Origin of the sequence: Streptomyces sp. PsTaAH-124 (assembly GCF_000373685.1) — a bacterium.
Classification (GTDB): domain Bacteria; phylum Actinomycetota; class Actinomycetes; order Streptomycetales; family Streptomycetaceae; genus Streptomyces; species Streptomyces andamanensis.
On the sequence record NZ_KB892191.1, the window covers coordinates 204,730 to 218,161 of the forward strand.

General features: G+C 74.7%; 11 protein-coding genes. 9 read left to right on the top strand and 2 right to left on the bottom strand.

Features of this window, described 5'->3' with window-relative positions; genetic code table 11:
- Positions 1 to 349 precede the first annotated feature (349 nt).
- Positions 350 to 1,135, bottom strand: coding sequence for a polysaccharide lyase family 7 protein (locus tag B086_RS0128485; RefSeq protein ID WP_018569845.1), 786 nt, complete (start codon positions 1,133 to 1,135; stop codon positions 350 to 352).
- Positions 1,136 to 1,655: 520 nt separating this feature from the next.
- On the opposite strand from B086_RS0128485, the gene B086_RS0128490 reads away from it, so the two are divergent.
- From B086_RS0128490 to B086_RS0128530, 9 genes are all read left to right on the top strand, one after another.
- The gene (locus tag B086_RS0128490; RefSeq protein WP_037874067.1) at positions 1,656 to 2,180 is read left to right on the top strand and encodes a hypothetical protein; all 525 of its coding nucleotides are present in this window, start codon (positions 1,656 to 1,658) and stop codon (positions 2,178 to 2,180) included.
- Positions 2,181 to 2,563: 383 nt separating this feature from the next.
- Positions 2,564 to 4,711, top strand: a complete 2,148-nt coding sequence (locus tag B086_RS0128495; RefSeq protein ID WP_018569847.1) for a hypothetical protein — start codon at positions 2,564 to 2,566, stop codon at positions 4,709 to 4,711.
- Between the two features lie 85 nt (positions 4,712 to 4,796).
- Positions 4,797 to 6,395 (top strand): GT4 family glycosyltransferase PelF, encoded by a 1,599-nt coding sequence (gene pelF, locus B086_RS0128500; RefSeq protein ID WP_037874123.1) that lies wholly within the window; start codon positions 4,797 to 4,799, stop codon positions 6,393 to 6,395.
- On the top strand, positions 6,392 to 7,798 hold the full coding sequence (locus B086_RS0128505) for a hypothetical protein (protein ID WP_026252859.1): 1,407 nt from the start codon (positions 6,392 to 6,394) through the stop codon (positions 7,796 to 7,798). Before pelF ends, B086_RS0128505 begins: the two co-directional genes overlap by 4 nt.
- 102 nt (positions 7,799 to 7,900) lie before the next feature.
- Positions 7,901 to 8,902 carry an SDR family NAD(P)-dependent oxidoreductase gene (locus tag B086_RS0128510; protein WP_018569850.1) on the top strand — a complete coding sequence of 334 codons (1,002 nt, stop codon included), beginning with the start codon at positions 7,901 to 7,903 and terminating at the stop codon, positions 8,900 to 8,902.
- Positions 8,903 to 8,943: 41 nt separating this feature from the next.
- Positions 8,944 to 9,657, top strand: a complete 714-nt coding sequence (locus B086_RS0128515; protein WP_026252860.1) for a nucleotidyltransferase family protein — start codon at positions 8,944 to 8,946, stop codon at positions 9,655 to 9,657.
- Positions 9,658 to 9,664: 7 nt separating this feature from the next.
- Complete coding sequence (locus tag B086_RS0128520) at positions 9,665 to 10,588, top strand: NAD-dependent epimerase/dehydratase family protein (protein WP_018569852.1); 924 nt, start codon at positions 9,665 to 9,667, stop codon at positions 10,586 to 10,588.
- Positions 10,585 to 11,247, top strand: a complete 663-nt coding sequence (locus B086_RS0128525; protein WP_018569853.1) for a spherulation-specific family 4 protein — start codon at positions 10,585 to 10,587, stop codon at positions 11,245 to 11,247. Before B086_RS0128520 ends, B086_RS0128525 begins: the two co-directional genes overlap by 4 nt.
- 19 nt (positions 11,248 to 11,266) lie before the next feature.
- The gene (locus tag B086_RS0128530) at positions 11,267 to 12,142 is read left to right on the top strand and encodes an endo alpha-1,4 polygalactosaminidase (protein WP_018569854.1); all 876 of its coding nucleotides are present in this window, start codon (positions 11,267 to 11,269) and stop codon (positions 12,140 to 12,142) included.
- 94 nt (positions 12,143 to 12,236) lie between these two features.
- Here the strand turns inward: B086_RS0128530 and B086_RS0128535 are convergent, their stop codons facing one another.
- Entirely contained in the window at positions 12,237 to 13,430 is a 1,194-nt protein-coding gene (locus B086_RS0128535; protein WP_018569855.1) for a cytochrome P450 family protein, read from the bottom strand.
- Positions 13,431 to 13,432 lie beyond the last annotated feature (2 nt).

Genomic DNA, 13,432 nt, shown 5'->3' on the forward strand with positions numbered 1-13,432 from the left:
CGAGTGCGGCGGCACCGAGCAGTGCCGCCGCACTCGTCCACGGGCCGCCGGGCCGTGTTCTGCCTCCGGCTGCGCGGCCGGTTCTTCTCCCAGGGTGACGCACGGTCTCCCCAACCCCCCTCGTCGGCGGTGCCGTCGGCCGAGCGCCGTCCGGCAAGGCGCCATCGAAGCGGCCGGAGGGGCGCGGCATCAACGGGCGGGGTCCGGCGGCGGCGACTTCCGGACGGGGCCGCCGGGTCCGGCCGGGGCTCGGGGGCGGGCCCGGTGAGCTGCTGCTGCGCGGGTGCGGACAGGGAGCTGTGCGGCGGGGCCGGTGCCCCGGCTTTCGACCGGTTCTCGGCGCACCGGGTCAGCTGTGGCTGACGGTGAGTCCGTAGAAGGCGACCCGGGCGCCCTTCGTGGTGCTGTCCGAGGAGGACTGGTTGTAGGAACCGGCCTTGAAGTACTGCTTGTACTGCTGGAACGAGGACGGGACGGCGTAGTGCGTGGTGCTGTCGTTCACGGTCAGGTCGATGGTGTCGCCACCGGTCACGGCGATGGTGTAGCGCCAAGTCTTGCCGGTGGCGACGTGTCCGACCGGGTGGAGGGTCTGGCCTCCCGAGGGGGAGTTCTCGGTGCCGAGGACGATGTCGCCGCCCGCCCGGTAGTACAGCTCCACCAGCGGCTTGGTGGAACTGCCGCCGCTGCCGAGGTGGATCTGTCCCACGCACACGTTGGACGTCACGGAGACCACGCGCAGGGTGGCGCTCAGCCGGTGGGTGCCGCGCAGCGGCCAGTCGGCGGCGCCGCCGCCCCGGTTCATCTCGCGCAGTTCGGAGCGGGCGTAGTGGGAGTTGGGCGTGGTGACGCCCTTCTCGGGGGCCCAGAAGGTCATCGCGCCGTCGCGGGTGTCGGTGTAGAAGTACGCGTCCTGGTAGCCGTCGCGCCCCTGGAGACGCGCGGAGGAGATGGTGGTCGGGGAGCCGGGTGAGCCGACCGGCTCCTGGAGCTGCCAGGTGGACAGGTCGAAGTTGCCGCCGGGTGCGACCTTGGGGTCGGCGGCGTCCGCGCCGCCCGTGCCGAGGACGGACAGGACGGCGGTGAGCGCCGCGACGGTCGCGGCGGCGATGGTCCGGGAACTCTGGGATGACGTCATGGGGGTTCCTGCCGGGTGGGGGGAGACGGGGAACGGAGAGTCATGACCGTTCAGCGGGCTGAACGTTGACCGCGTACATGGACTGCCGGTGCTCCGGGAACCTAAAGGTCCGCACCTGCCCCGTCAAGGCGTGCGGCACGAGGGCTCCCCGGCGCCCGGTCGCCCGGCCCCCGTTCCGCGCACCCGTGCGCGCGGGCGCATCGACGGCAGTCGGGCGCCCGCCGGGAGCGCCGGGCGCCCGTTCCGGCATCCACGCGCCCCACCGAGCGCCGCGTGCGCCGCACGGAAGGCACTTGGTACAGGCCAAAGTGCGCCGGGGCGGATACCACCGGCCCGGCACCTCCCCCGCCCCCTCGACCTTGCGTCACCGTGCCGGTACGGTGCGTGTTCACTCCATGAGGGGTACACGCACATATCTCGCACGAGTCCTTCACCGATCGCACACCTTCGGCCAGCGGGCCTTCCGGGCACCCGGCCGGGGGCAGACGCGGCGCCCGCCGCGTGCCTAGCCTCCCGGGCCATGCGATCACCTCTGATGCGCCGCTTCGGCCTCGCCACCGTCCTCGGTCTCGCCCTCGCCGTCTTCGGCCTCGCCCCCAGCGCGAGCGCCGATCCCGCGCCGGCCTCCCTGACGTTCGCCACCGACACCGCCGCCACCACACCCGGCGGCACGGTCCAGCTGTCCATGACGCTGACCAACAACAAGACGTACGACGTCCTCTTCGTCCATCAGACGATCGACCCCACCTGGCTGACCACCCAGCGCCCGGACCTCAAGTACAGCTTCACCGGGTGCAGCCTCGCCACGGCCACCGGCAGCACGCCCTGTTCCGGCACCGGCCCGGCCAACCTGGGCGCCAACTACGGCGCCACCGTCCCGCCGGGGCAGAGCCGCACCGTCACCCTCACCCTCCAGGTCGCCGCGGACTCGGGCTGCAACGGCACCATCGGCTTCTACTCGTACTACTACGCCGAGTTCAGCGACAGCACCAACAGCAGCGGCGGGCCCGTCTACACGCCCGAGACACGGGTGAACTGCGCCTGACCCTCCGCCGCGGGGACCGGATTTCGGCCCGGGGCGAAGCGGGCGCCGCGACCCGGATGCGCGGCGCGCGGACCGGTGGGCCGGACCCGGCCGCCGGTCCGCGCGCGGGCCGCCACCTGGGACCCGGCCGGTCCGGGCGCCGCGCGTCCGGCCCGGCCGCGGCGCCCGCGCCGGGCGCGCGCGGCCCGCGGCCCGACCGGCGAGTCCCTGCCGATTTTCCGTCAGGACCCGGCACACGGCTCCATCAGGCACACAAACCCTTCACCATATGACGCGACGGATGCGTCGACGGCCGGTGTCCGAGGGGGGTACCGGCGTCACGCGAGGGGCCGCGCCCGCTCCACAAGAGCCGCGCCGCCCTGCCGGGGAGAGGACCTCACCGCATGAAGCGGACCATACGCACGACCGCGCTCACGGTCGGCGCGCTCGTCGCCGCGCTGGGACTGCCCGCAGGGGCCGCCCACGCCGACGGCACCGCGCCCCGCGTCGACCTGCGGACCCTGATCGTGAGCGACGGCGGCCCGTCCACCGGCGCGATAGCCGCCGAACTCGACGCGGCCGGCACGCCGTACACGGAGATCGACCTGACCCGGGCCGGGAGACCCGTGATCGACGCGGCCTTCCTCGCGGACACGGTGGACGGCCGGCCGCGGGCCAGATTCCAGGCCGTCGTCCTGCCCGACGACAACCCGTTCCCGGCGAACTCGCCCGAGATGGCCGCACTCGCCGCCTACGAGAAGACCTACGGCGTCCCGCAGGTCGACGCCTACACCTACGCCCGCCCCCAGGCCGGGCTCCAGCTGCCGACCGCCGGCGGCTACTCCGGCAGCGTCGACGGGGTCGAGGCCCAGGTGACGGCCGCGGGCAAGGCCGGACCCTTCGGCTATCTGTCCGGAGCCGTGCCCTTCGAGGACAACTCCCCGAGCGTCGCGGAGAGTTACGCCTATCTCTCCCAGCCCGCGGCCGGGGCCGACTTCACGCCGTACGTGGACGCCCCGATCCCCGGGCAGTCGGGGCGGCGCGGCTCGCTGGTGGGCGAGTACCGCCACGACGGGCGGCGCGAACTGGTCGTGACCTTCGTCTACAACCAGTACCAGCAGCAGTTCCGGCTGCTGGCCCGCGGCATCGTGGAGTGGATGACCGGCGGTGTGCACCTGGGCGCCTCGCGCAACTACTTCGCCGTGCACGTCGACGACGTCTTCGCCGCCGACGACCGCTGGGACACCCAGCTCAACTGCACGCCCGGCGACGTCGACTGCCCCATCGGCCAGGGCACACCCGACCCGATCCGCATGACCCCGGCGGACGTCGACTACGCCACCTCCTGGGAGCAGAGCCACGGCTTCACCCTCGACCTGGTCTACAACGCGGTGGGCAGCGACGACGAGCGCGCCGACCACAACGGCGCCGACCCGCTGGCCGACAAGCTGATCGCCGACCGCGACCGCTTCCGCTGGGTCAACCACACCTACACGCACGCCTTCCTCGGCTGCCGGCAGGACGTCTCGGTGGTCCCCTGGAAGTGCGAGACCGACGAGGACGGCGCCACCGAGTGGGTCAGCCGGCAGGACATCTCCGACGAGATCTCCGTCAACCGCGCCTGGGGGGAGAAGGCCGGGCTGCCGCTGGACGACACGGAACTGGTCACCGGCGAGCACTCGGGCCTGCGGGTGCTGCCGCAGCAGCCCGACGACAACCCCAACCTGGCGCCCGCCCTCGCCGACAACGGCGTGACCTGGCTCGCCTCGGACAACTCCCGTGACCCCGAACAGCGCCGGGTCGGCACCGCCACCACCGTCTCGCGCTACCCGATGAACGTCTTCTACAACGCGGGCCGGGCCGGCGAACAGGTCGACGAGTACAACTGGCTCTACACCAGCCGCGCCCAGGGCGGCAGCGGCATCTGCGAGGACAACCCGGCCACCACCACCTGCCTGCCGGCCCCGCTGGACACCGCCACCGGCTACGCGGACCACATCGTGCCGCTGGAGACCCGCATCGCCCTCGGCCACGTCCTCTCCAACGACCCCAGGCCGCACTTCGTCCACCAGTCCAACCTCGCCGAGGAACGCATCGCCTACCCGGTCCTGGACGGCGTGCTCGACGGCTACCGCGCGCTGTTCGCCGACGACACCCCGCTGGTGAACCTGCGGATGGCGGACATCGGCACCGAGATGCAGCGCCGCAGCGCCTGGCAGTCGGCCCTGAGCGCCGGGCAGGTCACCGCGTACCGGATCGGCGACACGGTCACCGTGTCCGCCCCCGACGGGGTCGACGTGAGCGCCACCCTGCCCGCCGGAACCACCCTGGCCGGACAGGACTTCGGCACCGCCTACGCGGGCGCCCGCTCCGGCTGGACCGCCTCGGCCGGGCAGCCGCTCGCCTACTCCCTGCCCGCCTCGGCCCCGGCCGCACCCGCGTCCCCGGCCGCACCCGGCACCACCGTGACCGGACCGGTCACCGCACCCGCACCGCACGCCCGGATCCCCTCCGGCGTGACAGCCAGGAGCGCGCCCACCACGGCGCACTGAACGGCGCACCGAAACGGTCCCGGCCGCGACCCAGCGGCCGGGACCGGCACTGCCACCCCACACCTCGGCCGTGGAGCACACCTCGATGCACGTTCACCACGGCGCGCGCGACTCCGCCCCCGCGCGCGTCACCCTGCTCACCGAAGGCACCTACCCGCACAGTCACGGCGGTGTCAGCGTCTGGTGCGACCAGCTCGTCACCGGCATGCCCGATCTGGCCTTCGACGTCCTCGCCGTGACCGGCACCGGCCGCGAGCCGCTGGTGTGGGAGCTGCCCCCGCACGTCGGCAGCGTGCTGTCGGTCCCGATGTGGGGCAGCCCGCCCGGCGGCCGGCCGCCCCGCGGCCGCGCGCGGCGGCAACTCACCGCCGACTACGAGCAGTTCCTCACCGCACTGCTCGACCCGGGCGTCGAGGACGGCTTCGCGCCCGCGCTGCACGCCCTGGCACGGGCCGCCGCCGCGGGCACCCTCGGCCCGTTCCTGCGCGGCGACCGGGCGGTCGCCGTGCTGAGCGCCGTGTGGAACCGGCCCGGACTGGTGGTCCGGGAGGCCCGGCCCACCGTGCACGACGCGCTGACCGCCACCGGGCTGCTCGAACACGCGCTGCGCCCGCTGGCCGCGCCCCCGCCGCACACCGGGGTCGCGCATGCGGTCAGCGGCGGGGTGGCCGTCCTGCCGGGCCTCGCCGCGCTCGAACAGCACGGGGTGCCGCTGCTGCTCACCGAGCACGGCGTCTATCTGCGCGAACGTTTCCTCGGCTACCGCACGGCGCCCTACCGCTGGCCCGTCAAGGCGGTCGTCCTCGGCTTCTTCCGGCTGCTGGCCGAGGAGACCTACCGCAGGGCCGCGCTGATCACACCGGGCAACCGCTACAACCGGCTGTGGGAGGAGGAGGGCGGCGCCGACCCGGAGGCGATCCGCACGGTCTACAACGGCGTCGACCCGGCCGCCTTCCCGCCCGCCGGACCCGAGCCGGAGGTGCCCACCCTCAGCTGGGCGGGCCGCGTCGACCCGATCAAGGACCTGGAGACCCTCATCCGCGCCTTCGCCCTGGTCCGGGCCGAACTCCCCGAGGCCAGGCTGCGGTTGTTCGGCGGCACACCGCGCGGCGGCGAGGCGTACCGGGAGCGCTGCGAGGCGCTGGCGGCCGAACTCGGCCAGGGCGACGCCGTCCGGTTCGAGGGGCGCGTGGACGACATCAAGGACGCCTACGCCGCCGGGAACGTGGTGATGCTCTCCAGCATCAGCGAGGGCTTCCCGTTCACCCTGATCGAGGCCATGTCGTGCGGGCGGGCGACCGTCTCCACGGATGTGGGCGGCGTACGGGAGGCGGTCGGCGACGCCGGTCTGGTCGTACCGCCGCGCGACCCGGCCGCGATGGCCGCCGCCGCGCTGCGGCTGCTGGGCGACGCCGGGCGCCGCGCGGCGATGGGCGAGGCGGCCCGGCTGCGGGTGATCGAGCAGTTCACCCTGCGCCGGACCATCGAGACGTTCCGCTCCATCTACCTGGAGCTGTCCGCCTCCTCCGGGACGGCGACGGCGGCTTCGGGAGCGCCTTCGGCGGTGAAGGAGCGGTCCGGATCGCGCTGCGGCGCCGCGGCGGGCGCGCACCCACTGCCCGGCATCTCCCCCGCCGCTCCCGCCGGTCCGGTCCGCTCGGGCACCGGGAGCGTGGCCCTGTGAGCGGCCCCATGGCGCTGGAACCCGGCGGCGCCGAACAGGACACGCCGGCCCTGCGCCTCGCCGGGACCAGCAGGGTCCGCGCCCGGCGCGGGGACGACCGCACCCTCGCCCTGCGGCTGCCCCGGCTCGCGCCGGACGAGAGCGCGGTCAGCGCGCTCGCCGCCGACCTGTCCGACCGGGTGGGCCCCGCGGTCCACCCCTACGAGGTGGCCGCGCTGCTGGAGGCCGAAGGGCTGTCCGCCGACGTCATCCGGGACCGCTACGGCCATCCGGACCTGTTCTCGCTGGCCGCCGCGCTCTACGAACGGGTGCCCCGCAGCTTCCCCGAACCCGCCCCGGCGCCCGATCCCTGGCGCCCCGACCATGTGCGCTGCCTGCTGCGCGGTGTCCTGTTCGCGCTGCCCGGCCTGGCCTATCTCCTGACCGCGCCCCTGTGGTCCGCCGACGGCTCCGCCTCCCCGCTGGTGGTGGCCGGTGTCGTCTCCTGGGCCTGGGGCCAGGCGCTGGGGCACCGCGCCCATCTGCGGATGACCGCGGGCCGCCGGGAGGCCGGACGCACCCTGCTCGCCGGGGCCCCGCCGGGCGCGCTGCTGGCCACGGCCGCCGCCGCTCTCACGGCCGGCGGCAAGGCGGTGCTCTGGGTGGCGGCGGCGCAGTCGGCGTACCTGGCGGCGGCGGGCGTCCTGCTGGTGCTCGCCCGCGAGCGGTGGCTGCTGGCCGCGCTCTCCCCGCTGATCGCCGGGGCCGCGCTGCTGCCGTGGTGGGAGCCGGGCCCCGCGGTACGGGCGGGGCTGGTGCTGCTGGCGCTGCTGGCCACGCTCGCCGCGACCGCCCGCGTCCTGCGCGAGGTCTGCTCGGCGCCCGCCGGGACCGGCGGCCCGCGCCCCCGCCCGGTGACCTCCCTGCCGTACGGCCTGTTCGGTCTGTCGGCGGCGGTCCTGGTGCTGCTGGAGGGGCGGCTGCACCCGTACGCCGTGATCGTGCTGACCGTGAGCATGGGACCGGCGGAGTGGCTGCTGTACCGCTACCGCGGCTGGTCGGTCGCGGCGCTGCGCCGGGCCACCACACCGGCGGGCTTCCTGCTGCGCTCGGCCGGGGTGCTCGGCTGCTGTCTGCTGGCCTATCTGCTGCCGCTGCTGCCCGCGGCGCCGCTGACCGGTGCCCCGCCGGCCGAACTGCTGCTGCTGGCCGCCGCGTTGTGGACGGCGCTGCTGCTCCAGGCGTTCGGTGCGGCCTGGCCGCCGGCCGCCGTCTGTCTCCTGGCCGCGGGCGGCGCCGGCGCGGTCACCGTGCTGCGGCTGCCGCCCGGGGCCGAGGCGCTCCCGCTGTGCTGCGGCGGCGCCGCGCTGTGTCTCGCGGTGTGCGCGCTGTGTCTGCTGGGCCGTCCGGCCCCGCACCTGTGACCGGCCCGTACCGCGTCACCGCCCACCGCGTCACCGCCCACCGCGGACGCGCCGCCGAGCGCCCGCCACCGAACCGCCCGACCTCCTGGAAAGGACACCGCGTTGACATCCGCACCGCTCGCCGCAGTCACCGGGGCCGAAGGCTTCATCGGCTCGCATCTGACCGAGGCCCTGGTCGCCTCGGGGCACCGGGTCAGGGCCATGGCCCAGTACAACTCCTTCTCCTCCTACGGCTGGCTGGAGACCCTGCCCGCCGACGTCCTCGACCAGGTCGACGTCGTCCTCGGCGACGTCCGCGACCCCGGCTCGGTGCGCGCCCTGCTCGACGGGGCCGACTGCGCCTACCACCTGGCCGCCCTCATCGCGATCCCGTACTCCTACCGGGCACCGCACAGTTATGTGGAGACCAATGTCACCGGCACCCTCAATGTGCTGGAGGCCGTGCGCGCCCTGGGCACCCCGAGGCTGGTGCACACCTCCACCAGCGAGACGTACGGCACCGCGCTCACGGTGCCCATCACCGAGGACCATCCCATCAACACCCAGTCGCCGTACGCGGCGTCGAAGGCGGGCGGCGACCGTCTCGCCGACAGCTACCACGCGAGCTTCGGCACCCCCGTGGTGACGCTGCGGCCGTTCAACACCTACGGCCCGCGCCAGTCGATGCGCGCGGTGATCCCCACCGTCATCGGGCAGGTGGCGGCCGGAGCGCGCACCATCACCCTCGGCGATCTGCGCCCCACCCGCGACTTCACCTACGCGGCGGACACCGCGCGGGCGTTCCTCGCGGTCGGCACGGCACCGGCCGAGCGGGTCGTCGGGCGCACCTTCAACGCCGGTACGGGCGGGGAGATCTCGGTCGGCGACCTCGTCGCGCTGATCGGCAAGGTGATGGACACCGCGCTCGACGTGCGCGCGGAGCCGGCCCGGCTGCGGCCCGCGGGCTCCGAGGTGATGCGGCTGGTCGCGGACGCGTCCCGGCTGGCCGGGGCGACCGGCTGGCGGCCCGCGCACACCCTGGAGGAAGGACTCGCGCGCACCGTGGAGTTCTTCCGCGACCCGGCCAACCTGGCCCGCTACAAGACCGGCATCTACAACATCTGACCGCCCGGCACATCCAGCACGTCCACGGAAGGAGAGGCTCCATGCATGCAGTGATCCTGGCGGGAGGCAAGGGCGTCCGGCTGCGGCCGTACACCACCGCGCTGCCCAAGCCGCTCGTGCCCATCGGCGACCAGCACGCCATCCTGGAGATCGTACTGCGCCAGCTCTCCACGGCCGGCTTCACCGGCTGCACCATCGCCATCGGCCACCTCGGCGAGATCATCCGCGCCTATGTCGGCGACGGCTCCCGGTGGGGCCTGGACGTCGACTACTCCGCCGAGGAGAGTCCCCTGGGCACCATGGGGCCGCTCCTCACCATCCGCGACCGCCTGCCGGAGAGCTTCCTCGTCATGAACGGCGACGTGCTCACCGACCTCGACTACGCCGACGTGCTGCGCCGCCACCGCGACTCGGGGGCGCCGCTGACCATCGCCACGTACGCCCGCAAGGTGCACATCGACTTCGGGGTGCTGACCACCGACGCCAGCAAGGTGGTCGCCTTCACCGAGAAGCCCAGCCTGGACTACAGCGTCTCCATGGGCGTCTACGGTCTGTCCCGGTCCACGCTCGGCGCCTACACGCCCGGCCTGCCGCTCGGCTTCGACGAACTCGTCCTCGACCTGCTGGCCGACGGACACCCGCCGCACGCCTACCAGTTCGACGGGTACTGGCTGGACATCGGCCGGCCCGACGACTACGACCGGGCCAACGCCGAGTTCACCACCCGCAAACCGCTCCTGCTCAAGGGGGTCTGAGCCTCCCATGCGCATCCTCGTCCTGGGCCACACCGGCTATCTGGGACGCCATGTGTCCGGGCACCTGCGCGAGCTGCCGCGCGCACGGGTGCTCGGCGCCGGGCGCTCCCCCGCCGCCGGCGTGGACATCGACCTCTCCCGGCACACACCGGACCGGGTGGCCGAGGCCGTCTCGGCGGCGGCGCCGGACGCCGTCGTCAACTGCGCGGGGGCGACCGGCGGCGACCCGGTCACCCTGGCCGAGGTCAACGCCCGCGGCCCGGCCGTGCTGGCCGCCGCGGTACGCGCGGCGGCACCGGCGGCCCGCCTGGTGCACCTCGGTTCGGCCGCCGAGTACGGCCCCGGCCGACCGGGCCGGCGCACCACCGAGTCCGCGGCCACCCGGCCGCTCGGCCCGTACGGCGCCACCAAGCTCGCCGGCACGGTCGCGCTGACCTCCGCCGGACTCGACGCGGTGGTCCTGCGGGTGGGCAACCCGGTGGGTCCCGGCGCGCCGGCCACCGGGCTGCCCGGCCGGGTGACCGCGCTGCTGCGCGCCGCCGGGCAGGGCACCGGCACGGTCCTGCCGCTGGGCGACCTGTCGGCGTACCGCGACTTCGTCGACGTACGCGATGTCGCGCGGGCCGTCGCCCTCGCCCTCACCGCGCCCGGTCCGCTGCCGCCGGTGCTCAACATCGGCGGCGGCGAGGCCGTACCGGTGCGCACGCTGGTGCGGAAGCTGGCGGACGCGGCCGGATTCCGCGGCCGGATCGAGGAGGACGCGGCCGGGTCGGCCCGCTCGGCGCGGGTGTCGTGGCAGTGTTCGGACATCACCGCCGCCGCCCGCGCCCTGGGCTGGCGGCCCGTCCACCCGCTCGACGCGTCGGTGGCCGCGCTGTGGGCCGCCGGTGTCCCCGCGCGGCCCGGCCCGGAAGGTGAGCGCGTCCCGTGAAGCTGCTGATCCCGCTCTATGTGCATCCGGCCGAGGACCCGGGCGCCTGGCACCGCCTCATCACGGCGGCGGCCCGCACCTACGCGGTCGTGCTCAACCCGGCCGACGGCCCGGGGTCCGCTCCCGACCCGGCGTTCGCCGCGGTCGCCGACGCGCTGCGCCGCGCCGGGGCCCGCCTGCTCGGCTACGCCGACACCGACTACGGCACGCGCGATCCGGCCGCGGTCGTGGACGACGTGCGCCGGCACCGCGACTGGTACGGGGCCGACGGCTGTTTCCTGGACCGGGTGACCGCGGCGCCCGCCGGGCTGCCGGCCTGCCGGCGCCTCGTGCGGTCGGTGCGCAGGCTCGGCACCGGCACGGTGGTGCTCAACCCGGGCGTGCATCCGGCGCCCGGCTATGCCCGGCTCGCGGATCTGACGGTCACCTTCGAGGGCCACTGGTCGGCGTACGTCTCGGCGTTCAGCCGTCCGGCCTGGGCGGCTCGGCTGCCGCCCGGCCCGCTGTGCCACCTGGTGTACGGCGTGCCCGAGGCGCTGGTGCCGCTCGCGGTGCGCACCGCGCGCGAGCGCGGGGCGGCCGTGTGCGGGCCGGTGACCGGCGAGCCGCCCAACCCCTGGAGCGGTCTGACCCCGGCGCTGGCCGGGTCGGACCGATGAGTCCGACCCGGAGAAGGCGATGAGAACGACGACGAGGACGCTGCTGGCGTGCGCGGGCGCGCTGGCCGCGCTGGCGGTGCCGTCCCTGGCCGGGTGCACGGCCGCGGACGGGAACGGCGGGGAGGCCCGACGGCCCGGCGCGCACGGCTCACACGCCCCGGGGGGCGCGCACACCGTGCCGGGCGGGCCGCACCCGGCGCGCTGGCGGCCGGGGCCCGGCCTCGCCTGGCAGTGGCAGCTCGACGGGCGGGTGGACCCCTCGGTCGACGTGCCGGTCTACGACATCGACGGCTTCGAGAACACCGCGGCCGACGTCGCCCGGCTGCACCGGGCCGGGCGCAAGGTGATCTGCTACGTCGATGTCGGCTCCTGGGAGGACTTCCGGCCCGACGAGAAGACCTTCCCGCGGTCGGTGCTGGGTGCCACCAACGGCTGGCAGGGTGAACGCTGGCTGGACATCCGGCGGCTGTCCGTGCTGCGGCCGATCATGGAACGACGCTTCGACATGTGCCGCGACAAGGGCTTCGACGCGGTGGAACCGGACCTGGTGGACGCCTACTCCGACCACAGCGGCTTCCCGCTCACCGCTGCCGACCAGCTCCGCTACAACCGGATGATCGCCGCCCTCGCGCACGCGCGCGGGATGTCGGTGGGGCTGAAGAACGATCTGCCGCAGATCCCGCAGCTGGTCGGCGACTTCGACTTCGCGGTCAACGAGGAGTGCGCGCAGTACGGCGAGTGCGCGCGGCTCGCCCCGTTCGTCGCGGCGGGCAAGGCCGTCTTCCACGTCGAGTACAAGGAGCCGGTCGAGGAGTTCTGCGCGCAGTCCCGGCGGCTTCGGCTCTCGTCGATGCGCAAGAAGCTGGGGCTGGGGGTGTGGCGGCAGCCGTGCTGACCGGCGGCCCGGCGGGCGGCGGACGCGGGAACCGGCCCCGCGCCCGCCGCCTGCTGCCTGCTGCCTGCTGCCTGCTGCCTGCTGCCTGCTGCCGTCAGGCGACCCGCACCGGCAGGCTGCGCGGGCCGCGGATCAGCAGCCCCTCGCGCCAGGTGACGGCCGCCGGGTGGATGTCCAGGGCCAGGCCGGGACAGCGGTCCAGCAGGGTGCGGAAGGCGATACGGGCCTCCAGCCGGGCCAGTGGCGCGCCCAGGCAGTGGTGGATGCCGTGGCCGAAGGCGACATGGCCGCGGGCGTCCCGGGAGATGTCGAAGCGGTCCGGTTCCGGGAAGCGCCGCGGATCCCGGTCGGCGTCGGCGAGTGCCACGAGGACCAGTTCCCCGCCGCCGGGGATCTCGGTGCCGCCGATGGTCACCGGGCCGGTGGTGAAGCGGTAGGTGGGGGTCTCCACCGGGCCGTCGTAGCGCAGCATCTCCTCGATCGCGGCGTCGAGCCGGGTGGGATCGGCGCGCAGCGCGGTCAGTTGCCCGGGATGGGTGAGCAGGGCGAGGACGCCGTTGGAGAGGAGGTTCACGGTCGTCTCGTGGCCGGCGACGAGCAGCAGCCAGGCCATGCCGACCAGTTCCTCGTGGGCAAGGACGTCGCCGCTGTCGTCCTCGCCGTGGATCAGGGCGCTCATGAGGTCGTCGCCGGGGCGCCGCCGCTTGCCGTCCACCAGTTCCTCGATGTACCGGGCCATCGCCTCGGTGGCCGCCCTGCGCCGGTCGAGCGCGGTGGCGCCGATCGCGTCGTTCGACCAGGCGCGGAACGCCTCGCGGTCCAGGTCCGGGACGCCGAGCAGGTCGCAGATCACGGTGATGGGCAGCGGGAAGGACAGTGCCTCGACGAGGTCGACGCGGCCGCCGGGCGCGGCCAGCATCGCGTCGAGCAGTCCGTCGGTCGTCCGCTGGATCCGCGGGGCGAGTCCGGCCACCCGGCGCGGGGTGAACTCGCGGGCGACCAGGCGCCGCAGCCGGGTGTGGTCCGGCGGGTCCATGCCGAGCATGTGGGGGCCGGAGGAGGCCGATCTGAGGGGCAGCGCCGGGGACGCGTTGGCCCAGTTCTTGGAGAGCCGGGGGTCGGCGAGCGCGGCCCGCCCGGCTTCGTACCCGACGACGAGCCAGGCCTCGGCGCCCCCTTCGGGCATCCGTATCCGGTGCACCGGTCCGCGTTCGCGCAACCGGGCGTAGACCGGATAGGGGTCGCGGGTGAACGACTCGCCGAGTGCGGCGAGGTCGACGGTCTCCAAGG